This window comes from Enterococcus olivae (assembly GCF_053760925.1).
In genome coordinates this window covers 1-21706 of the sequence record NZ_JBSMVT010000028.1, presented here as the reverse complement: position 1 = coordinate 21706, position 21706 = coordinate 1, and the positions used below count along the sequence as shown (strand labels likewise).

Annotated in this window: 21 protein-coding genes; 18 read left to right on the top strand and 3 right to left on the bottom strand. The window is 41.5% G+C overall.

The features are described 5' to 3' along the window. Positions 1 to 3 precede the first annotated feature (3 nt). The 6 genes from ACWODM_RS14000 to ACWODM_RS13975 all read left to right on the top strand — a co-directional run bounded on the left by ACWODM_RS14000 (position 4) and on the right by ACWODM_RS13975 (position 5457). Entirely contained in the window at positions 4 to 783 is a 780-nt protein-coding gene (locus ACWODM_RS14000) for a dihydroorotate dehydrogenase electron transfer subunit (RefSeq protein ID WP_455321966.1), read from the top strand. Then, positions 780 to 1715 (top strand): dihydroorotate dehydrogenase, encoded by a 936-nt coding sequence (locus tag ACWODM_RS13995; RefSeq protein WP_455321965.1) that lies wholly within the window; start codon positions 780 to 782, stop codon positions 1713 to 1715. Before ACWODM_RS14000 ends, ACWODM_RS13995 begins: the two co-directional genes overlap by 4 nt. Further along, the gene (pyrF, locus tag ACWODM_RS13990) at positions 1712 to 2431 is read left to right on the top strand and encodes an orotidine-5'-phosphate decarboxylase (protein ID WP_455321964.1); all 720 of its coding nucleotides are present in this window, start codon (positions 1712 to 1714) and stop codon (positions 2429 to 2431) included. Before ACWODM_RS13995 ends, pyrF begins: the two co-directional genes overlap by 4 nt. Then, on the top strand, positions 2431 to 3066 hold the full coding sequence (gene pyrE / locus ACWODM_RS13985; RefSeq protein ID WP_455321963.1) for an orotate phosphoribosyltransferase: 636 nt from the start codon (positions 2431 to 2433) through the stop codon (positions 3064 to 3066). Before pyrF ends, pyrE begins: the two co-directional genes overlap by 1 nt. Before the next feature lie 87 nt (positions 3067 to 3153). Beyond that, positions 3154 to 4686 carry a histidine kinase N-terminal 7TM domain-containing diguanylate cyclase gene (locus ACWODM_RS13980; protein WP_455321962.1) on the top strand — a complete coding sequence of 511 codons (1533 nt, stop codon included), beginning with the start codon at positions 3154 to 3156 and terminating at the stop codon, positions 4684 to 4686. Positions 4687 to 4776: 90 nt separating this feature from the next. Then, positions 4777 to 5457 carry a carbonic anhydrase family protein gene (locus ACWODM_RS13975; RefSeq protein ID WP_455321983.1) on the top strand — a complete coding sequence of 227 codons (681 nt, stop codon included), beginning with the start codon at positions 4777 to 4779 and terminating at the stop codon, positions 5455 to 5457. Positions 5458 to 5521: 64 nt separating this feature from the next. Here the strand turns inward: ACWODM_RS13975 and efbA are convergent, their stop codons facing one another. After that, complete coding sequence (gene efbA, locus ACWODM_RS13970) at positions 5522 to 7225, bottom strand: fibronectin-binding protein EfbA (protein WP_455321961.1); 1704 nt, start codon at positions 7223 to 7225, stop codon at positions 5522 to 5524. A 232-nt stretch (positions 7226 to 7457) separates the two neighbouring features. On the opposite strand from efbA, the gene ACWODM_RS13965 reads away from it, so the two are divergent. The 12 genes from ACWODM_RS13965 (at position 7458) to pheA (ending at position 19404) form a co-directional block, all read left to right on the top strand. After that, positions 7458 to 8042, top strand: coding sequence for a hypothetical protein (locus ACWODM_RS13965; protein ID WP_455321982.1), 585 nt, complete (start codon positions 7458 to 7460; stop codon positions 8040 to 8042). Positions 8043 to 8411: 369 nt separating this feature from the next. Then, a complete protein-coding gene (trpX, locus tag ACWODM_RS13960) occupies positions 8412 to 9437 on the top strand; it encodes a tryptophan ABC transporter substrate-binding protein (RefSeq protein ID WP_455321960.1) in 1026 nt (341 codons plus the stop codon). Then, complete coding sequence (locus tag ACWODM_RS13955; protein WP_455321959.1) at positions 9434 to 10318, top strand: ABC transporter permease; 885 nt, start codon at positions 9434 to 9436, stop codon at positions 10316 to 10318. Before trpX ends, ACWODM_RS13955 begins: the two co-directional genes overlap by 4 nt. Beyond that, positions 10318 to 11082 (top strand): ABC transporter ATP-binding protein, encoded by a 765-nt coding sequence (locus tag ACWODM_RS13950; protein ID WP_455321958.1) that lies wholly within the window; start codon positions 10318 to 10320, stop codon positions 11080 to 11082. The genes ACWODM_RS13955 and ACWODM_RS13950 overlap by 1 nt, the downstream gene beginning before the upstream one ends. A 370-nt stretch (positions 11083 to 11452) precedes the next feature. Then, the gene (gene aroE, locus ACWODM_RS13945) at positions 11453 to 12319 is read left to right on the top strand and encodes a shikimate dehydrogenase (protein WP_455321957.1); all 867 of its coding nucleotides are present in this window, start codon (positions 11453 to 11455) and stop codon (positions 12317 to 12319) included. 45 nt (positions 12320 to 12364) lie between these two features. Next, positions 12365 to 13384: a 3-deoxy-7-phosphoheptulonate synthase gene (gene aroF / locus ACWODM_RS13940; RefSeq protein WP_455321956.1), complete on the top strand. Its 1020-nt coding sequence runs from the start codon at positions 12365 to 12367 to the stop codon at positions 13382 to 13384. A 27-nt stretch (positions 13385 to 13411) separates the two neighbouring features. Next, the gene (gene aroB, locus ACWODM_RS13935) at positions 13412 to 14482 is read left to right on the top strand and encodes a 3-dehydroquinate synthase (protein WP_455321955.1); all 1071 of its coding nucleotides are present in this window, start codon (positions 13412 to 13414) and stop codon (positions 14480 to 14482) included. A gap of 2 nt (positions 14483 to 14484) precedes the next feature. Next, positions 14485 to 15651, top strand: a complete 1167-nt coding sequence (aroC, locus tag ACWODM_RS13930) for a chorismate synthase (RefSeq protein ID WP_455321954.1) — start codon at positions 14485 to 14487, stop codon at positions 15649 to 15651. Positions 15652 to 15676: 25 nt separating this feature from the next. Next, a complete protein-coding gene (locus tag ACWODM_RS13925; protein ID WP_455321953.1) occupies positions 15677 to 16771 on the top strand; it encodes a prephenate dehydrogenase in 1095 nt (364 codons plus the stop codon). 9 nt (positions 16772 to 16780) lie between these two features. Further along, positions 16781 to 18064, top strand: a complete 1284-nt coding sequence (gene aroA, locus ACWODM_RS13920) for a 3-phosphoshikimate 1-carboxyvinyltransferase (protein ID WP_455321952.1) — start codon at positions 16781 to 16783, stop codon at positions 18062 to 18064. A 5-nt stretch (positions 18065 to 18069) separates the two neighbouring features. Beyond that, entirely contained in the window at positions 18070 to 18576 is a 507-nt protein-coding gene (locus ACWODM_RS13915; protein ID WP_455321951.1) for a shikimate kinase, read from the top strand. Then, positions 18577 to 19404: a prephenate dehydratase gene (gene pheA / locus ACWODM_RS13910; protein ID WP_455321950.1), complete on the top strand. Its 828-nt coding sequence runs from the start codon at positions 18577 to 18579 to the stop codon at positions 19402 to 19404. Between the two features lie 228 nt (positions 19405 to 19632). Here the strand turns inward: pheA and aroD are convergent, their stop codons facing one another. Further along, positions 19633 to 20388, bottom strand: coding sequence for a type I 3-dehydroquinate dehydratase (gene aroD / locus ACWODM_RS13905; RefSeq protein WP_455321949.1), 756 nt, complete (start codon positions 20386 to 20388; stop codon positions 19633 to 19635). A gap of 21 nt (positions 20389 to 20409) precedes the next feature. Beyond that, positions 20410 to 21288, bottom strand: coding sequence for a shikimate dehydrogenase (locus tag ACWODM_RS13900; RefSeq protein ID WP_455321948.1), 879 nt, complete (start codon positions 21286 to 21288; stop codon positions 20410 to 20412). Between the last annotated feature and the right edge of the window lie 418 nt (positions 21289 to 21706).

Below are 21706 nucleotides of genomic sequence, written 5' to 3'. Positions count from 1 at the left end.
CACATGAAACAAGAGATGATGGAGATCACTTCTCAACGCCAACTGGCACCACGTATTTATGAGATGACTGTCAAAGGAGCGCTTGTCGAACAGATGAGCGTCTCGGGACAGTTCATCCATATCCGAGTTCCTCGCAATGATCTGTTGTTAAGAAGACCGATCAGCATCAATAATATTGATCATGAAGCAGGAACGTGTCGAACCATCTATCGAATCGAAGGAGACGGAACACGGGTGTTCTCTGAAATGAAAGCTGGCGATAAGCTAGACGTGATGGGACCGTTGGGAAATGGTTTCCAGCTCTCTGATATTCATGAAGGTGACACAGTTTATATAGTAGGTGGAGGAATCGGTATTCCACCATTGTATGAGCTCTCAAAGCAAGTGATTGCACTAGGAGCTAGACCAGTCCATTTTTTAGGTTATGCCTCTAAAGAAGTCATGTACTATGAAGAAGAGTTTCGTGCATTGGGAGAGACACGGATTGCCACAGACGATGGGACTTATGGCGTCCACGGAAATGTGGGTAATTTATTATTAGCAGCTTCTGAGATACCGCAAGCCGTTTTTTCGTGTGGAGCAAACGGAATGCTGCGTGCTGTCGAACAGCTCTATCTAGGGAAAGTCAACAATGTTCAGCTATCACTTGAAGCACGAATGGCTTGTGGAATGGGTGCCTGTTATGCTTGTGTCTGTCATTTGCAAGATGACGAAACCGGTCAGAAGAGTTTGAAAATTTGTGATGAAGGACCGATCTTCCCAGCAGGAAAGGTGGTATTATGATGACAAATCCTTTGGCTGTGCATTTACCTGGACTTGATCTGAAAAATCCGATCATTCCTGCCAGTGGTTGTTTTGGCTTTGGAAAAGAATACGATACTTACTACAATATTGATCAACTGGGTTCTGTGATGATTAAAGCCACTACTCCTGAGCCCCGCTTTGGCAATCCAACGCCTCGTATCGCTGAGACACCTAGTGGGATGCTGAATGCCATCGGTCTACAAAATCCTGGTTTAGAAGTGGTTTTCAATGAGATTTTGCCAGAGCTGCATCAAAAACATCCAGATTTACCGATTATTGCCAATGTTGCTGGCTCTACGGAACAAGACTATGTGACAGTCTGCCGAGAAATTTCCAAAGCGCCGAATGTCAAAGCGATCGAGCTGAATGTGTCTTGTCCAAATGTCAAGCATGGCGGGATCAGTTTTGGTACAGATCCAACAGTGGCTCGCCAATTGACAGAAGCTGTCAAAAAAGTTTCCTCTGTACCGATCTATGTTAAACTTTCACCTAATGTGACCGATATTGTTCCTATCGCCAAAGCGATCGAAGCTGGTGGCGCTGATGGCTTTACGATGATCAATACACTTTTAGGTATGCGCATTGATTTGAAGACCCGGAAACCAATCATTGCCAACCAAACGGGTGGTTTGTCTGGTCCGGCGATCAAACCGGTGGCGATTCGGCTGATCAATCAGGTAGCTAATTCTTCGGATCTGCCTATCATTGGAATGGGTGGCGTTATGACGGTGGATGATGTGTTGGAAATGTATCTAGCCGGTGCCAGTGCTGTTGGGGTAGGAACGGCAAACTTTACTGATCCTTATATTTGTCCTAAATTGATTGACGCTTTACCGATTCGAATGGCCGAATTAGGGATCGAATCCCTTGAAACCCTAACCAAACAAGTAAGAGAGGAAAGAAATCAATGATCGAACGCCCTATTATTGCCTTAGATTTTCCATCAAAAAAAGAAATTGAAACGTTTTTAGCAAAATTTCCCGAAAACGAAAAGTTGTTCGTAAAGGTAGGAATGGAGATTTTTTATCAGGAAGGACCTGAAATCGTTCGCTGGTTAAAAGAACAGGGGCATGATATTTTCTTGGATTTGAAGTTACATGATATTCCTAATACTGTTGAGCGTGCAATGACTAGACTGGCAAATTTAGGTGTAGCGATTACCAATGTTCATGCCGCTGGAGGCATTGAAATGATGGCTGCTGCCAAACGTGGTTTGACTGCTGGTACAAAAAAAGGGGCGCAGGTGCCCCAACTGATCGCTGTCACTCAACTAACTTCTACAGGCGAAGAACAAATGCAAAAAGAGCAGCTCATCTCAGCTACTTTGGAAGAAAGTGTCTTGAATTATGCCAAATGTGCTGAAAAAGCTGGTTTGGACGGCGTTGTCTGTTCTGCGCTGGAAGCAGCCAAAATCCATGAAGCAACTTCGGACGATTTCATGTGTCTAACACCAGGAATTCGTCCGAGTGGTGCTGCTGTGGGTGATCAAAAGCGAGTGGTAACACCTGCGATCGCCAAAGAAATTGGTTCAAGTGTTATTGTTGTTGGTCGTCCTGTCACACAGGCAGCTGATCCAGTGGCCGCTTACTTAGCTATAAAAAACGAATGGAATGGAGAATCACTTTAATGACTACAATTGAAACGAAAATCGCCAAAGATTTATTAGATATCGAAGCAGTATTTTTAAGCCCAAACGACCCATTTACTTGGGCAAGTGGCATCAAAAGTCCGATTTACTGCGACAATCGTATCACGATGAGCTATCCGGAGGTTCGCAAAGCAATCGCTCAAGGACTGGCAGATAAAATCAAAGCTGCTTATCCAGAGGTTGAGGTGATTGCTGGAACAGCTACAGCTGGGATTCCTCACGCTGCCTGGGTCGCAGACATCTTGAACTTGCCAATGGTCTATATCCGCAGTAAAGCTAAGGATCATGGAAAGGGCAATCAAATTGAAGGTCGGATTGAAAAAGGTCAGAAAATGGTCGTTATCGAAGATTTGATTTCTACAGGTGGTAGTGTACTAGAAGCATGTGAAGTAGCTGAACGTGAAGGTGCCGATGTAGTGGGTGTTTCTGCTATCTTTACTTATGAATTACCCAAAGGTCTGGCAAACTTCGAAAACGCTAAAATCCCTTTGACAACACTAACGAACTATTCTACACTGGTTGAAACAGCGCTTACTTCAGAATATATCAATGAAGCTGATTTGGAGTTGCTACAGGCTTGGAAACAAGATCCAGAGAACTGGATCTCAAAATAAGAAAGTTGTAAAATCGCTCTTATTGTATTAAGGGCGATTTTACCAGTTTATAAATTTGATGAGAAGGTGAGAGAAACAGTGATCAATTTGCCGATAATCTTAAGTTACTTTGCTACTTTTATGGCACTAGCCATGATGTTTTATTCTGTGAAGTATCGAAATGCTGAAAAGTCGTATTTCTTTATTTTGTTGTCATTCCAGGCCTTTCTCTATACCTTTGGTTATTTATTGGAACTCCAGTCAGAGAATCTATTCGAAGCTCTCTATAGTGTTAGAATTCAGTATATGACCTTCCCATTTATTCTTCCTAGCTGCTATTTGTTTTTAAGAGACACCTTTGGAAAAAAGAAGCTGTCTATGATCCAAGCAGGGGCGTTGTTTCTTGTACCCATGGTCACACTGATAGCTATGCAAAGCTATCCACATACACATGTCTTTTATACAGAGGTAGCTTATATTTCCAATCGGATCTTTGCGAATGCACTTATTTCACCGGGTCCTTGGTATCACGTACATAGTATTTACAGCTACCTCATTATTGTTTGTATTTTTGGTCTACTTTTTGAAGTGTATTTCGGAGAAAATCAGTTGAAGAGAAAGCAAAGTATTCCTTTGATGATCGGTTTTTCTGCACCAGTCGCAGCTAGTATGGCTTATTTGCTGTTCAAACAGGAGGTTTTTTATGATTTTACGCCAATCGCGACGGCTTTTTCTACAGCGACGCTGATTTATTGTGCCAATTATCAAGACTTATTGCAGGTAGTACCGCTGGCAAAAAATCAGCTGATCAGCTCAATGGAAGATGCCTTTATCGTTTTTGATCGTGAATTCTGCTTTATCGATGCCAATGCTTCTGCAAAAATCATTTTACCTCAACTAGCTGAACTGGTTCCTGGAGATGAAATGTCAATGATTTGGGATTTTTATGAACAGGAGCAAGTCACATTAACAGTCAAAGATCAGGAACGAATCTTTGAGATTACGCCACCTCAGCAAGTGGAACAACTGCGCAATGGCGCCGTATATGTTGTTTTACATGACGTTACTGAAAAAGAAGAGTTATTGAAAGAGCTGCATGAACAGGCGATGTACGATTATCTGACGGATGTTTACAATCGTAGAGCTTTTTTTAAAAAAGCTGAAGAACGTATAATAGCTACTCAGAATCAAAATGATCGTGTCGTGATGCTACTAGACATCGACAACTTTAAAGAGATTAATGACCGTTATGGACATCCCTGTGGCGATACCATTCTAAAGCGACTCTGTGAAGAAATTCGTAACAATCGACAAATATTGATTCCAGATACTGTTTTTGGTCGTTATGGAGGTGAAGAATTTGCTTTCTTGTTTACCTCGCTCAGTCATGAACAAGCGATTGCTTTTGCAGACTCTTTTAGGAAACGAATCTCTGAAATGCAGATCTCTTGGCAAAACCATTTGATCCATCTAACAATCAGTGTTGGAGTTAGCTATGCTGAAACTGGTGAACAACAGACACTGGAAGAATTGCTGCTACAATCTGATATTGCGCTGTATCAAGCAAAACAAGCAGGAAAAAATAAAGTCTGCTTATATAATAACATTCAAAATATTCATGGGTTTTCTGATGCAAAATAATTCTCATTTTTAGGAAAATTTGTTAGCATAAAGTGCGGTCATAGAAAGCGTGACCCCAAAGGAGGAAATTCATTGAAGAAAAAAAGGAATATGGATGTGGAATGGAGCTACAAGGGTGCCAACGGACCAAGATATTGGCATACGCTATGTGACTGGTATGCAGAGGGAGCAAAATTTCCTTATCAATCACCTATCCATCTTCACCACAATGAAACAAAAGAGATGGGCGATGAAGTTCTTTCTTTCCATTACAAAAAAGAAAAATTCACTGAAAAAGAATTTAAAAATACGATCCACTTTGTTCCCTACGATACCGAAAGCTATGTGGTCTTCAAGGGTGTAGAGTATCATTTGACGGACATTCATTTTCACATGCCTAGCGAACACATTATTGATGAAACGCAGACAGAGCTTGAATTTCATTTGGTACATACAAATAAGGATCAGGAAAATTTAGTCGTTGGTGTCTTATTTAATTTAACAGATAAACCAAATTGGATCTGTAATGGACAAGACGATAGTATCTGGGATTTTGAACAACATACTCAATGGTTTGATCCTTCTATCTTTCTGCCGAAAAAACAAAGCCATTTCCACTATGTTGGCTCACTGACAACGCCGCCGACAATGGGGCCAGTCAACTGGTTTGTTTTCGATACGGTAGGGGAAATGAGTCGTCTATTTATCGAAGAGTTTCGTGAAGAAGTATTGGAAAACAATAACCGTCCGATTCAAGATACAAAGGATAGAGCTATCTTTTATTGTGAATAGGAAGAAGCGATTGTTTAGACTCAAAAAGAGCTGTCTGCCACTAGAAAGTGACAGGCAGCTCTTTTTATGCCTTTAATTTCAGCACATTCTCTTCATGAGGCGTGACATAGTAGGTTTTCTGATTTTCGTAAATGACATAACCCGGTTTAGATCCATTGGGTTTGCGGATATGTTTGACTTGAACCAAATCAACAGGTACTTGCGCTGATTGACGATATTTAGAATAATAAGCAGCAAGTTCAGCGGCTTCTAGAATCGTTTCATCGGATGGGTCACTGCTGCGAATAATCACATGTGAGCCAGGGATGTCTTTTGCATGCAGCCAATAATCTGTTTTTCGAGCTGTTCGCAAGGTCAGTTGATCGTTTTGCAAATTGTTTTTCCCAACGAAAATTTCTGTACCGTCTGAAGAAAGAAATTTATCTGGCTGAGATTTTTTCTCGCGTTTCTTTTTTTTCGTCTGACGATTTTTTAGATACCCTTGGTCGATCAGTTCTTCTCTAATATAGGGAATCTCCAAGGGTCCAGCAATCTCTAGTTGAGAAAGTACGGATTCCAGATAAGTTAGTTCATTTTTGGTTTCTTCGATTTGTTGTCCTACCAACTTGACTGCATTTCTTAGTTTTTGATAACGAGTAAAATATTTTTGGGCATTCTGGTTGGTAGTCAAAGCAGGGTCTAAGACGATTGCTATAGGCTGGTTTTCCTCGTAATAGTTTTCCAGAGTTACAGAATCAATGCCTCGAGGAACTTGTGCCATAAAAGTCGTCAACAGTTCACCTTTTTGTCGGAACAGCTCAGCACCTTCGGAATCCTTCAACGTTTGCTGGCGTTTTTTCAATTTCAGTTGATTACGTTTGTATTCATTCTCAACTTTTTTTAATAGCTCACCCGCTTGTTGTTTGACGCGGTCCCGTTCTGCTTTATCGTGATAAAAGGCATCCAGTAAAGCACTGAGAGAATCGAAAGTTTGGCTCTCTGTGCCAAGTGACTCTAAGGAAGGATACGGGACTGGCGTGAAAAATTCTTTTTTTTCTGTGCGAGTAAGCGTTGGGACAGGATGATTTGCCAACTGTTGAAAGAAGCTTGTCCAAACCTGAAGCTTTTCGTTTTCTTTCGCCAACAAACGTGAGGCAAGCTCTTCGGCAGTATCTTTACCCAGCCCTTGGAAGCGCTCCTGCAGGGATTTGCCACTGATCGCTTCTAGCGTTGAAAGAATGTCGAAAATTTGTGGATCGCTGGCTTTAAATGGATTTACGCGGTCTTGCTTTGGTGGTGTAATGTATTCAGCACCAGGAAGCAGTGAACGGTAGGTATTCTGTGAACTACCAATATGCTTGATCGCATCCAGAATTTTACCCGTCTCTTTATTTAAAAGCAGGACGGTACTATGACGCCCCATCAATTCAACAACTAGAACCAATTGTTGTAGATCTCCCAGCTCATCTCGTCGTTTAAAAGTAAAATGTAAGATACGGTCATTGTCGATTTGTTCAATTGTCTCTAGAATCGCTCCATCCAGATATTTTCGCAGCATCATTACAAAATTTGGCGGTGTCTCTGGATTAAGATAGCTTATGGTTGTCAGCTGTACCCGTGCGTAGCTCGGATGAGCCGAAAGTAGTAATTTATGATTTTTTCCTTTTGATCGGATGATCAAAACGACCTCATTTTCATAAGGCTGTTGAATCTTACTGATTCTACCATGAATCAGTTCTTCGGATAGTTCTTGGACCATTAAATGGGTAAATACACCATCAAAAGACATGGTTCATCCCTCTTTTCTTTGATTGCATCTTTGTATATTATAACGAAAATAGGAAAGATTACCAAGACAGACGACAAAAAAAGAAGAAAAGGAAGCGTTTTCTTTAAAAATCCGATCGTTAATAGAAATTTTTAGTAGAAATAGCAAAGTTTCTTGACGATGGTGTTGTTTAATTGCTAGTATGTGAATAGAGTAAAAAGAGAATCGTACAAAGTAGGTGTCTGTTTTGGAAATGGTCAAACAACTGTTTAAACGCATCGCAAGCTTTCTGCAGGAAATGTGGTATAGATTTGAGGATGCCATTTATGCAAATCAAAGAAAAACAATCATTTATGCACTAACCAGTGTTGTTATTGTTAGTTTATTGACAATGACGATGCTACTGGCGAATACAAAGATCCGTAGAGAACAGACCTCACAGCTGTTGTTTCAGAATTTGCCTACTGAACAAATCATTCCTTTATCTTACAATAGAGAAGCAAAAGAGATCCAATCGAAAAAGGCGATCTCGGTTATGTTCAGTAAGCCTCAAGGTGCAGCCTATCAAGAAACCATGGGACTTCTGGGACAAAAAGAAGACGAACTGAATCGTAATTTTTATTACTATCCTGTCGTTTATAACGCTTCAAACCTTGCGGAAACCTATCAACTAGATCCAAATGACGTGACCTTCATCTTTTTCGAGAACGGAGAAGAAAAAAATCGTTTTACCTTTGATTCGCTCGAAAATGTGGAGGAAAGCTTTATTCCTGAGTTGAATCGATTGCCAATGTGGAATATCCGGAATGTCGAACCAGAGGAAAACACAGACGAATAAATTGTCAGAAAATTTCAATTTATAGTTGACTCAATAAAAGGATTACGGTATTCTAAATGCAACATTAAAAAAGGAGGAGAAATCATGAAACTATTCAACACAGATGTCTTTGTAAAAGCTTGGCAAAACTGGCGTAGATAGTTGTATTGATGGACCTCGATCCATAGATACAACTTTTTAGAGAACATTCTAAAACGTGTATCTATGACGGTAAATGACTCTGAGAATATCGCCGCATAGATCAATCATCTATGCGGTTTTTTGTTTGAAGCAATTGCCGGAGGAAGCAATTGCTTTTTTCATAGAATGAGCACGCTCGAATGTTAGTCATTTATCAAATTCAATTATAAAAAGAAAAGGGGAAAACACATGAAAAACAAAGGGTTGATTGCTACATTAGCAGTAGTAGTCGTCGTTTTGATCGGCGTATTCGCTTATCAGTCCGGCAGACAGAGTGCCTCACAACCGGCAGAAGAAACAGCCGTACAAGAGGAAGTAAAAACGGTAGGGATCTTGCAATTTGTCAGTCATCCAGCATTGGATGCTATTCGTGAAGGAGTAGAAGATGCTCTGGAAGAAGCAGGTTTTGAAAAAGGCAAGAATCTGAACATTGAGTTTCAAAATGGACAAGCAGACCAAAGTAAATTGGCTACGATGAGTGAGCAGCTGGTCAATAAACAGTCAGATGTGATTGTCGGAATAGCGACACCTGCTGCACAAGCGTTGGCAAACACTACCAAAGATATTCCAATTGTTTTAGGAGCAGTCACTGATCCTGTTGGAGCGAATTTGGTTGCGGATCTGGACAATCCTGGAGGAAATATCACCGGTGTCTCAGACAAGGCACCTGCCGATGAACAAATCCGCTTAGGAAAAGAATTGATTCCGGATGCTACGACAGTTGGTATGTTGTATTCTTCAACAGAAGACAATTCAAAATATCAAGTGGCCGAAGCAACTAAAGCAGCCGAAGAGCTAGGTTTAGAAGTCAAAACTTATCCGATCCCATCTACAACGGAAATTACACAAACCGTTCAAGTAATGAGTGACCTGGTAGATTTTATTTACATTCCGCTGGACAATACCATCGCCAATGCGATGCCGACAGTAGTGGGCGAAGCGAACAAAAAGAAAGTTCCGATCATTACTTCTGTAGATACCATGGTCGAACAAGGTGGCTTGGCTACGATTGGAATCGATCAGTATACGATCGGTAAAGAAACCGGAAAAATGGTCGCAGAGATTCTGAATGGTGCTGATCCGGCAACGACCCCTGTTTATACCTTTAAAGAAGGCGAAGTTATTTTAAATCAAGATCAAGCGGACTTCTTAGGCATTGAGATTCCGCAAGAGTTGTATGACCGTGCGACAATCGTTGGAGGCGAAGAAGAATGATTATTTCATCTATTGGACAAGGCCTATTGTGGGGTGTTTTAGGCTTGGGAATCTTTATGACTTACCGAATCCTAAACTTCCCTGATATGACGACAGAAGGCTCTTTTCCTCTAGGTGGGGCAGTCTGTGTAACTGCTATCGTCCAAGGAGTTTCACCTCTTGTTGCTACACTGTTGGGTGTGGTGGCGGGGATGTGTGCAGGACTAGTCACTGGTCTGCTCTATACAAAAGGGAAGATCCCGGTCATTTTATCCGGGATCCTTGTGATGTCTGCCTTAAACTCCGTGATGCTTTTTGTGATGCAGACACCCAATTTGTCCTTGTTGAATCAACGTCGAATCTTAGATATTTTCACCAATTTGGGTTTACCGAATCATTATGACACGGTTTTAGTTGGTGTGATCGTTATTCTCTTATTGATCAGCTTGCTACTGTATTTCTTCAATACAGACTTTGGACAAGCCTATATTGCGACTGGTGACAACGAGGAGATGGCTCGTTCAATGGGCATCAAGACCGATCGAATGAAGATCACTGGTCTCGTTTTGTCTAATGGTGTGATTGCTTTAGCTGGTGCACTGATCTCTCAAAACGATGGCTATGCCGATGTCAGTAAAGGTACCGGTGTTATCGTTATTGGACTAGCATCGATCATTATCGGAGAAGTTTTGTTTGGAAAATTGACCTTTTTTGAACGTTTGGTTGCGATTGTCATCGGAAGTATTATCTATCAGCTTTTGATTTTGCTAGTCATCCGTCTAGGCTTTGATACGACTTACTTGAAGATTTTCTCAGCGATCGTTCTGGCGATGTGCTTACTGATTCCTCAGTTCAAGCAGGCTCTACATTTAAAAACCGGGTTTGGAAGAGAGGGAGAGTAATGGCTATTCTTGAAATGCAACATGCGACAAAGGTTGTTAGTAACGGACCAACAGAACAAAAGATTCTTTTGAATGATATTGATCTTTCGATCGAACAAGGCCAGTTTATCACAGTGTTAGGTGGCAATGGAGCTGGGAAAAGTACCCTGTTCAATACGATTTCAGGAACGATGCCTTTGACTGCTGGTAAGATTTTGATTCATGATCGGGAAGTGACCCATTTTTCTGAAGAACGGCGGGCAGCTTTTATTTCACGGGTCTTTCAAGATCCAAAGATGGGGACAGCACCTCGTATGACCGTTGCAGAAAATCTGCTCTTGGCTAAGGGGCGCGGTTCCAAAAGAAGTTTTAAATTAAGAAACCTCAATCAAAATCGAGAGCTTTTTCATCAGCTTTGTGCAGAGATCGGTAATGGCTTGGAAAATCATTTGGATACGCCTGCTGGGGATTTGTCAGGGGGACAACGACAGGCTTTGAGTTTGTTGATGGCTACGATCCAAACTCCAGAACTGCTTTTACTGGATGAACATACCGCTGCCTTGGATCCAAAAACATCCAAACAGCTTATGGATATTACTGCCCGCAGAGTTGCTGAAAAAAATCTGACCTGCTTGATGATCACTCATCGAATGGAGGATGCCTTGAAATTTGGGAATCGAATGATCGTCCTACAAAAAGGGGAGATCGTCAAAGACTTGAATGAAGAGGAAAAAGCGCAATTGAGTATGCAGGATCTACTGCAATTTTTTGAAGAAATCATCTAACTTAAAATAAAAAGTAAAAAAAATCTCATTTTTTTGTTGACATATTCTCATGGAAAACATATACTAAATTCAATCTTACATCAGTTTGGAGCGATTATTTATGATACATGCACATCAACCACAACTGAATAATTACTACTTTAGCTATTTTAGATAGGTTTGTATTCATCAAAGCATGGGTACAAACAAACCAGTTTGTATCTATGATGGCTAAAGCAATTCGTATTGATTTAGAAAGCCACGTAGATCAGAAAATCTATTGTGGCTATCCCATATTTTCATACTTTTTTTGAGTATTGAGATGTTCACTGTAGATTTTCAACTTAATCTATAGTGGACATCTTTTTTTATCGGAGAGGGAGGAAGCAACATGGAAAAATTGTCAATCAGCGGTCACACTCGTTTGGGGGGATTTCTTGCTAGCCCGGCTAGTCACAGCATCTCACCCAAAATGTACAACACAGCATTTGAGGCAACAGGAATAGATTTGGTTTATCTGGCTTTTAATGTCAATCAAGAACACTTTGGTCATAGTATCCAAACGATCCGTAGCATGAACATGTTCGGAGCAAACGTATCGATGCCTAATAAACTGATTGCTGTGGACTATATGGATGAAATATCAGAAGCGGCTGAACTGATCGGCGCGATCAATACGATTGTTCACAACGACGGAAAGTTAAGTGGACATAATACAGACGGGATCGGATTTTGCGATGATCTTAGAGAAGAAGGTCTGGTGATCGAAAAGACCAGCATGACGATTCTTGGAGCAGGTGGAACTGCTGCGGCTATTGTTTGTCAGGCTGCACTAGACGGGATGCAAGCTATCCATATCTTCAACCGTCCAGGAAAAAATTATGATTTGATGGAAGAAAAGATCAAAAAAGTAATGGAAAAAACTTCTTGTGTAATCACCCTGTCTGATTGGGATGACCATGAAAAATTAGTCGAAGCAATTGCTGAATCTAACTTATTGACGAACGCAACGAGCGTTGGGATGAAGGACTCTGAATCGCCATTGAAAGATCTTTCTTTATTGCGTGAGGATCTAGTCGTATACGATGTGATCTATGAACCTAGAGAAACCCAGCTATTAAAGGATGCAAAAAAAGTAGGCGCAAAAGCCATTAATGGTTTAGGCATGCTCCTTTACCAAGGGGCAGCGGCCTTTAAATTATACACTGGCAAAGAGATGCCAATCGACATTGTCAAACCAATCGTGGAAAATAGCTAAAAATAGAAAATGAATGAATATTGTAGATGAGAGAGGGAAATTATTATGATCGTAATTATGAAACCAGGAGCTTCACAAAAACAAGTAGACGTCGTTATCAAGCGAATTAAAGAGAGCGGACTAGACGTTCAGATCAATCAAGGGAGCGAGCAAGTCGTTCTAGGGCTGATCGGAGATACAAGAACCATTCAAGACGTCGCATTTCGTAGTTACGAAGGCGTAGATAAAACAGTACGTATTTCAAATACTTACAAGTTAACTTCACGGGAGTTCCATCCTCAAGATACAGTCGTTGATGTAGATGGTGTAAAAATCGGTGACGGTAGTTTTGTTACGATGGCTGGACCTTGTTCGATCGAAGGTTTGGATCAAATTCGTGAAACAGCACGAATGGCCAAAGCTGGTGGTGCAAGCATCCTACGAGGAGGGGCCTACAAGCCACGTACTTCGCCTTACGCCTTCCAAGGTCTGGAAGAAGAAGGCTTGAAATACATTCGTCAAGCAGCGGATGAATACGATATGAAGGTAATTACGGAAGTTATGGATGAAGCCCATATCGATGTGGTCGCAGAGTACAGTGACATTATCCAGATCGGTGCTCGCAACATGCAAAATTTCAAACTACTTGCAGCTGTTGGGCAAACAGGAAAACCGATCGGATTGAAACGTGGTATCTCTGGGACGATCGATGAATGGCTGAATGCAGCTGAGTACATTGCCATTTCAGAAAAAAGTCCTGTGATCTTTATCGAACGCGGTATCCGTACCTATGAAACAGCTACAAGAAATACCTTCGATCTAAGTGCTGTACCGATTATGAAAAAACTAAGTCACTTCCCGATCATTGTGGATCCAAGTCATGGAACAGGGGTTTGGGATCTAGTGCCGCCGATGGCTCGCGCCGGTGTGGCAGCAGGTGCAGATGGTATGATCGTTGAGATTCATCCAGATCCAGCTAAAGCTTGGTCAGATGGTCCTCAGTCATTAAATGAGAAGAATTACCTGAAGATGATGAAAGAAGTCGACGTTATGTACCGAGCAATGCAAGAGATTCGCAACGCCTAGATACAATATAGAAGGATGTGGAAGTAAATGCTGAAAGTAAATCTAACCGATCATCAATACGAGATACAAATCGAGCGTCATTTGCTAAAAAAAGTCGGAGAATGGGTCTCAGGACTTTGGCAGCCACAGCGAGTGGCAATCATTACAGATACGACGGTTGAAGCGCTGTACGGTTCAGAAGTAAAAACATCTTTAGAGGCTCATGGTTTTGAAGCCAACCTTTTCGTGGTTCCTGCCGGTGAGGAAAGCAAATCACTGGAACAGACAGCTCTTCTTTACGATTTACTAGCTGAGAATGGCTTTACTCGAAGCGATGGTATTATTGCTTTGGGAGGTGGTGTGATTGGTGATCTGGCTGGATTTGTTGCTTCTACTTATATGAGAGGTCTGCACTTCTTGCAGATTCCTACAACTTTACTAGCGCAAGTCGATTCTAGCATTGGTGGAAAAACAGCGGTAAACACCAAAAATGCAAAAAACTTAGTAGGAACTTTTTCACAACCTGAGGGTGTACTGATTGATCCTGAAGTTTTGGAGACGCTGGATGAGCGCCGTTTACGAGAAGGGATTGCAGAGATCATCAAGTCCGCTGCTATCGCAGACAAGGAATTGTGGGAAGCGTTAAAGAATTTGAAAGACGAATTTGAGTTGCGTGAACGAGTAGAAGAGCTGATCATTCCTTCCTTAAAGGTCAAAAGAAAAGTCGTGGAAGAAGATGAGTTTGACAATGGCAGTCGTTTGATGTTGAATTTTGGTCATACGATCGGACATGGTATCGAAAATACAGCCGGTTATGGAGTTGTCAGTCACGGAGAAGGCGTGGCGGTGGGCATGGTCATGATTTCCAAACACGCAGAAAAAATTGGTCAAACGCCACAGGGAACTACCGATCAGCTGATTCAAATGATTGAAAAATTCCATTTACCCACTTCACTGGAAAATTTAGATACACAAGCGATTTATCAAGCGATAACGCATGATAAAAAGGCTCGAGGAAAACAATTAAAAATTATCTTGTTAGAAGAGATCGGCCAAGCGAAAATCGTCGCTGTCCCAATCGAAACAATGACAGATTATTTACAACAGGAGGAACAATAATCATGCGTTATATCACAGCAGGAGAATCACACGGACCAGAATTAACAGCAATTATTGAAGGACTACCGGCAGGAATGCCATTATCAGCTGAAGATATCAATTTTGAATTGGCTCGACGTCAAACGGGATACGGACGTGGCGGACGTATGTTAATCGAAACAGATCAAGTTCGAATCACGTCAGGTGTTCGTCACGGGAAAACACTCGGTTCACCCGTAACGATGGTCGTTGAAAACAAAGACTGGAAAAACTGGACCAAGGTCATGAGCATTGAAGAAGTCGAAGAAAAACAAAAAAAATTGCGTCGTGTAGCCCGACCAAGACCGGGTCATGCTGACTTGGTCGGTGGGATGAAGTATCATCACGAGGATTTGCGTAATGTGTTGGAACGTTCTTCCGCACGTGAGACAACGATGCGAGTAGCGATCGGTGCGATCGCCAAAAAAATCTTGTCTGAGCTAGACATAGAAGTAGCTGGACACGTAACGATGCTTGGTGGCATCAAGGCGACTGTTCCTGAAGGCATTACCGTCAGCGAAGTCAAAGAAATCTCCAATGCTTCCGATGTTCGCGTTGTAGACGCGACAGTTGAAGCGGAAATTCGCCAGCTGATCGATCAGACCAAACGAAACGGCGATACGATCGGTGGTGTCGTTGAAGTGCTGGTTGGTGGTGTACCTGCAGGACTGGGAAGCTATGTTCAGTGGGACAAAAAATTAGATGCTAAAATCGCGCAGGCGGTCGTCAGCATCAATGCTTTCAAAGGTGCCGAGTTCGGTGTTGGGTTTGAAGCCGGTGTTTTACCTGGTTCAAAGGTCATGGATGAAATTTTGTGGAGCGAAGAAGATGGCTATACACGTCGCAGTAATAATCTAGGTGGTTTTGAAGGCGGGATGACTAATGGTGAACCCATCGTTGTTCGTGGAGTGATGAAGCCAATCCCAACACTGTACAAACCATTACAAAGTGTAGATATTGATACCAAACAGCCCTACAAGGCTAGCGTCGAACGTTCTGACAGTACTGCAGTACCAGCAGCTAGTGTCGTTGCAGAAAGTGTGGTAGCCACAGTTGTAGCTAATGAGATCTTAGAAAAATTCTCTAGTGACTCTTTTGATGAATTGGTTGAAACGGTCCAAAATTACCGTGACTACTTAAAAAATTACTAGAAACAAAGGATAGATGGAGGCAGGCATGAAACAAAAAGTATTGATCGTTGGTTTAGGTTTGATAGGAGCTTCTTTAGCGATCGCCATCAAAAAAGAACATCCAGACAATTGGCTGATCGGTTGGGATTCAGAAAACACCCGAAAAATTGCCAAGGAAAAACAGATCATAGACGAGAGCCCAGCAAGTTTTGAGGAAGCTGCAGTAAAAGCCGATACTATTCTATTGGCTGTTCCAATCAGAACGTCCTTGAACTATTTAAAAGAACTTGCGCGACTTCCATTAAAATCAAAGGTGCTTGTAACAGATGCCGGCAGTACAAAACAGGAAATCATGTCGTTAGCTAAAACGTTGCCATTTGACTTTATCGGAGGCCATCCGATGGCAGGTTCTCATAAATCAGGCGTATTTGCTGCAAATGGTGAGCTTTTTGAGAATGCCTACTTCATTTTTACTACTCCAGAACAGGAAAACATCGCTAAGCGTGTGGTCGAATTGCAGGAGCTCTTTAAAGGAACACGTGCCAAATATGTCGTTTTATCTTCAGAGGAACATGATCAGATCACTGGAATGCTAAGTCATTTTCCACATATTATTGCTTCTGGTTTAGTCAATCAGGCAGATCTCTTCAATCAAATCCATCCTCGTGCCAAACAATTGGCCGCTGGTGGTTTTAGAGATATCACTCGAATCGCTTCTTCCGATCCGCAAATGTGGACAGACATTTTATTGAGTAATCGGCAATTTTTGATCGAGCTGATCCACTCTTGGCAGGAACGAATGGACGAAGTGACTCAGTGGCTGGCCAATGAAGAACAAACAGAGATCTATCGCTTCTTTGAGAATGCGAAGGACACTCGGGACAAGTTACCGATTCACAGCAACGGGGCGATTCCGGCCTTCTATGACCTATTTGTCGATGTTCCAGATAGAGCCGGTGTCATCGCTGAGACGACCGGAATTCTAGGGCAAGCGGGCATTTCAATCATCAATGTTAAAATCTTGGAAACACGCGAAGACATTATCGGCGTGTTGCAAATCACTTTTAAAAGTCAAGCAGATCTACAGGCTGGCAAGCAATGTATTGAAGAGAAGACAACGTATCAATGTCGTCTGAAGTAGGAGGAAATTATGAAAAAGCTATCACATGCAAAGGAATTAAAAGGGACATTGAGAGTCCCTGCAGATAAATCCATTTCTCACCGCAGTATTATGTTCGGTGCCATCGCCAATGGCAAAACGACCGTTCGAAATTTTCTGCGTGCGGAGGATTGCTTGAGTACACTACATGCTTTTCAAGCATTAGGAGTGCCGATTGAAGATGACGGTGAGACGATTACTATTGAAGGTCAAGGTTTTGGAGGCTTGAAGGCAGTTGACTCACCAATCGATATCGGAAATTCCGGTACAACGATTCGTTTGATGATGGGGATTTTATCAGGTACTGATTTTGAAACGACCTTGTTCGGAGATGATTCCTTAAGTAAACGTCCGATGAACCGGGTGATGCTCCCTCTCCAATCAATGGGGGCAGAGCTGTCAGGCGATGCTGGTTCTGAATTTCCACCGATCATAGTCACAGGAACCGATCAGCTGACAACGATCGATTATCAAATGCCGATGGCCAGTGCACAGGTAAAATCAGCGATCTTATTTGCTGCCTTGCAAGCTCACGGAAAGTCTACAATTCTTGAAAAAGAAGTTTCTCGCAATCATACAGAAGAAATGATTCGTCAATTTGGTGGCACGATCACAGTTTCCGGAAAAAAAATCGAGATCGAAGGACCGCAAGTTCTCTCTGGTCAAGATGTGATTGTTCCTGGTGATATTTCATCCGCTGCCTTCTTTCTGGTTGCTGGAGCGATCACGCCAAACAGTGAGTTGACATTGACGAATGTAGGGATCAATCCTACACGTACAGGAATCATTGATGTACTGCAGGCTATGGGAGCTGAGTTGGAGATTACCAATGAGGACTCACGAAATCAGTCTGCTGATTTAACGGTTCGCACTTCTAAACTAAAAGGAACAACGATCGAAGGGGATTTGATCCCTCGCTTGATCGATGAATTACCTGTCATTGCTTTACTGGCAACACAAGCAGAAGGCACGACAGTCATAAAAGATGCCGAAGAATTAAAAGTAAAAGAAACCAATCGAATCGATGCAACGGCCAATGAACTGAATAAACTGGGTGCAGATATTACTGCTACAGAAGATGGTTTGATCATCAAAGGGCCAACACCTTTAAATGGGGGAACTGTTTCAAGCTTAGGTGATCATCGAATCGGTATGATGCTACAGGTTGCTGCGCTGATCAGTAAAGGAGAAGTACTATTGGATCTCCCTGAAGCTGTGGCGATCTCGTATCCGAAATTCTTTGAAGACATCGAATCATTAATCACAGGAGGATAAAAAGTATGAAACAAGTAGTATTAATTGGATTTATGGGTGCTGGAAAAACGACGATCGGAAAACTTTTAGCTCAGGAAACTGGACTACAGCAATATGATTTTGATGAAGTCTTGGTCAATCGAATCGGTATGCCGATCGCAGATTTCTTTGACCTCCATGGGGAAGAAGCTTTTCGTGAAATTGAAACCGACGTGTTGAAAAACAGCAGTGCAGTTGAAGGGATCATTTCGACTGGTGGGGGAATCGTTCTAAAGGGAAGAAACAGAGAATTCCTAAAAGAAATGCCGCTAGTGGTTTACTTGAAAGCCAATCTGGAAGAATTGATCCATCGTGTTGTTTTGGATAAGCGTAACGTCCGTCCACTGGCAACTTCAAAATCACCAGACGAAATCAGAGAAGTATACTTGCCTCGTGTACCGATGTATGAAGAGAGTGCTAGCTGTGTGATCGAAACAACGAACAGAAAACCGGAAGAGATTGTTCAAGAAATTTTAAATTTAGTAGGTGAGTAAATGAAAGTTGGTTATTTGGGACCTAAAAATTCCTTTACTTTCCAAGCAGCAAACAGTTTTTTTGAAGAAGAGGCCCTGCAGGCTTTTGCTAGTATACCCTTAAGCTTGCAGGCACTTAAAGACAATCAGATCGACTATGTGGTCGTACCGATAGAGAATTCTCTGGAGGGTTCGGTCCATGCGAGTATGGATCGCTTGTTCAATCGGAAAAATCTACAAGTTTATCAGGAGATCATTTTGCCGATCCGTCAGCAATTGCTGATGAAAGTCAAAGAAACGCCGGTCAAAATTTTGTCGCATCCGCAAGCCTTGGCACAGTCGCAGCAGTTTTTGGAAAAATATCATCCCACTGTTCCGTTGGAGGCGGTTGCTTCAACGACCTTTGCAGCTGAGTATGTTGCGAATCATCCAGAAGAAAAGGTTGCAGCGATTGCTTCAAAGGCAGCTGGAAAAGAGTATTCCTTAGAAACAGTGGCTGCTGACATCCAGGATAATCGTTTGAATCGAACTAGGTTTTGGTTGATCGGTAACCAGGGGAGAAGTGACTTATCCTTGCAAAAAGCAGAAAAAACGACGCTGTTTGTTACGCTACCAGCAAATATGCCAGGTGCGTTGCATAAGGTATTGTCAACCTTTGCTTGGAGAAATATTGACTTGAGCAAGATTGAATCTCGTCCATTGAAGACTAGTTTGGGTGAATACTTTTTTATTATTGATTTGACCTTGTCAGACAATCAACAGCTGATTCGAAATGCCATTGAAGAAATTTGTCTGCTAGGTGGACAGGTTCAGCAACTGGGTGATTATCCGATTCTTGTCAACAAATAAAAGCCGTTTTACTATGCAGCAGTTGAATGCACATAGTAAAACGGCTTTCGCACGTAACAAAGAACTATGATATAATGAAAAAGACAAAAATATTCGAACAAAGTTAGAATGGTTTTCATCAAAAATAGGTGAACTTGCGATGAGAATTTATTGAATCGCAGGAGCAATCTTCTATTGTTCGAATATTTTACTGTGAAACGATTGATATCAAAGCTCCCTTTAGAAATGTTATTGAAGCTCTAATGTTTTTAAGATCGTATATAGATCATTTGCTGGTACCTGACCAGGGGCAGAGGCTTTTTTAGCGATTCCAAAGGTAGCAGCAGAACCAAACAATTGTCCGGAGATCCGACTGATCACACCTTTGTCTGCCATTGACATCGTAATCAGAGGCTGTTTCGCATGCAGACGTTTCATTTCTTCGGTTGCAGCTAACAAGGTCAATACGTCGGCTGCAGAGTTTGGCATGACTGCGATCTTACAAATATCGGCACCTTTTTCCTGCATACTACATAAGCGCTGGATGATTTCTTCTTTAGGAGGGGTTGCTGCAAAATCATGGTTACACATGACGATCTTTATCGCTTGCTTATGTGCAGCAGCTACTAATTCAGCTACAGCTTCCTCAGGCATGAATAGTTCGACATCCAGCAGATCCACAGCACCACTCGCAATGATCTCTTGATAAAGTTCAAAGTAAGCAGCATCGGATAACTCCAATACACCGCCTTCTCTTTTACTTCGGAAAGTGACTAACAATGGCTTTTGTAGTGTTTGTTTCAACTCATGAGAGAAGGAGGCCACCGCTGTAGCTTTTTTGACTTCTTCAAAAAAATCAATGCGCCATTCTACGATATCACAAGCAACGTCTGCCAAGATTTTTGCTTCCTCTAAAATTTCTTCTCTGGTTTGACCAACTAAAGGAACAATGATTTTAGGCAGTCCTTCACCAATAATTAAGTCATCGATTTTAACTACATTCATTTTTCTTCTCCTTTAAAGTAATTATTCTGAAAATAACAACTCTTTGATATAATCGACGGGCATTTCTTCGCCTGTGAACAATTCGAAGGCAGTGGCACCTTGATAAACCATCATACCTAGTCCATTAATGGCTTTTTTCGCTCCATGTTCCTTGGCAAATTTCAACAATTTTGTTTCTCTTGGAGAGTAGACTACATCAAAAACTACTAAATCAGGACGAATAACTTCTGGATCATTGATCAAGCTCTCATTTTCCAATGGTTTCATACCCACAGCGGTTGCATCAATATAGATAGAGCTTTCTGCAATCGATTGTTTGAAGGCCTCTTGATCTACTAGATCCGTCAACGTTGCTTTGCAATCAGTGTTTTCATTGATTTTACGAACTGTTTCTTCTGCATTTTGAAAATGCTGGTCATTGATATTGAAGATTCGTAACTCTTTGACGCCATCAAAGGCAGCTTGGATAGCGACAGCTGTGCCAGCACCGCCTGCACCGGTCATGGTCACGATCTGATCTTTGACTGCTACATTTTCATCTGCCAAAGCAGCCATCGCACCTGTGCCGTCAGTACAATAACCAACCAAATGTCCTTTGCCATCCTTATTGGTAACAGTATTGACCGCACCGATCAATTTGGCTTCAGGGGAGACCTCATCTAAATATTGAATGATGTTTTGTTTATTAGGCATCGACACATTCGATCCACGAACTCCTAGTGCACGAATCCCATCCACGGCATCTTTTAATTCCTCGTTACCAACTTCAAAAGCCAGATAGGCATAATCTAAACCAAGTTTCGCCAGCGCCTCGTTATGCATTGTTGGGGACATACTGTGTCGAATAGGGGTTGCGATCAAACTAATAAGTAGTGTGTGTCCAGTTAAACGTTCTGTCATTTCTGATTCCTCACTTTTTTATTTTTTTCAACAAGAAATAGTTCCTTTTCTTGTTGAGTTATAGATGAATTTGTGTCTTTATTTTCAAACTATTTTTATTTAAAATAAATAGTTTATAAATATTTCGAATTAAAAACATGGATATATTGTGAAAAACGAAACTTTATCTATTTTTTATTGTAACGAACAAAACAGATAAAGTCTAATGTGTTTTTATCTAACGATTCATAGATTTTATCTATAGAACAAAGGTCAATGTCTAGAAAAAAATTAAATTTTTTCATTTTGATTGATTCCCAAATTTCAAGAACAAGTTAGCCACTTTTTGAAAAACGTGAAAATCATGTGTTATCTGTAAGTTCCGATGTTGATTTGATAATGAGTTGCGGCATGGTAGTCTGATTTGACGGGCTGGCTA

Bases quoted from the DNA above. Each gene is read 5' to 3' on its own strand.
- ACWODM_RS14000 (WP_455321966.1), top strand. From the start codon at position 4: ATGAAACAAGAGATGATGGAGATCACTTCTCAACGCCAACTGGCACCA.
- ACWODM_RS13995 (WP_455321965.1), top strand. From the start codon at position 780: ATGATGACAAATCCTTTGGCTGTGCATTTACCTGGACTTGATCTGAAA.
- pyrF (WP_455321964.1), top strand. From the start codon at position 1,712: ATGATCGAACGCCCTATTATTGCCTTAGATTTTCCATCAAAAAAAGAA.
- pyrE (WP_455321963.1), top strand. From the start codon at position 2,431: ATGACTACAATTGAAACGAAAATCGCCAAAGATTTATTAGATATCGAA.
- ACWODM_RS13975 (WP_455321983.1), top strand. From the start codon at position 4,777: ATGGATGTGGAATGGAGCTACAAGGGTGCCAACGGACCAAGATATTGG.
- efbA (WP_455321961.1), bottom strand. From the start codon at position 7,225: ATGTCTTTTGATGGTGTATTTACCCATTTAATGGTCCAAGAACTATCC.
- ACWODM_RS13965 (WP_455321982.1), top strand. From the start codon at position 7,458: ATGGTCAAACAACTGTTTAAACGCATCGCAAGCTTTCTGCAGGAAATG.
- trpX (WP_455321960.1), top strand. From the start codon at position 8,412: ATGAAAAACAAAGGGTTGATTGCTACATTAGCAGTAGTAGTCGTCGTT.
- ACWODM_RS13955 (WP_455321959.1), top strand. From the start codon at position 9,434: ATGATTATTTCATCTATTGGACAAGGCCTATTGTGGGGTGTTTTAGGC.
- ACWODM_RS13950 (WP_455321958.1), top strand. From the start codon at position 10,318: ATGGCTATTCTTGAAATGCAACATGCGACAAAGGTTGTTAGTAACGGA.
- aroE (WP_455321957.1), top strand. From the start codon at position 11,453: ATGGAAAAATTGTCAATCAGCGGTCACACTCGTTTGGGGGGATTTCTT.
- aroF (WP_455321956.1), top strand. From the start codon at position 12,365: ATGATCGTAATTATGAAACCAGGAGCTTCACAAAAACAAGTAGACGTC.
- aroB (WP_455321955.1), top strand. From the start codon at position 13,412: ATGCTGAAAGTAAATCTAACCGATCATCAATACGAGATACAAATCGAG.
- aroC (WP_455321954.1), top strand. From the start codon at position 14,485: ATGCGTTATATCACAGCAGGAGAATCACACGGACCAGAATTAACAGCA.
- ACWODM_RS13925 (WP_455321953.1), top strand. From the start codon at position 15,677: ATGAAACAAAAAGTATTGATCGTTGGTTTAGGTTTGATAGGAGCTTCT.
- aroA (WP_455321952.1), top strand. From the start codon at position 16,781: ATGAAAAAGCTATCACATGCAAAGGAATTAAAAGGGACATTGAGAGTC.
- ACWODM_RS13915 (WP_455321951.1), top strand. From the start codon at position 18,070: ATGAAACAAGTAGTATTAATTGGATTTATGGGTGCTGGAAAAACGACG.
- pheA (WP_455321950.1), top strand. From the start codon at position 18,577: ATGAAAGTTGGTTATTTGGGACCTAAAAATTCCTTTACTTTCCAAGCA.
- aroD (WP_455321949.1), bottom strand. From the start codon at position 20,388: ATGAATGTAGTTAAAATCGATGACTTAATTATTGGTGAAGGACTGCCT.
- ACWODM_RS13900 (WP_455321948.1), bottom strand. From the start codon at position 21,288: ATGACAGAACGTTTAACTGGACACACACTACTTATTAGTTTGATCGCA.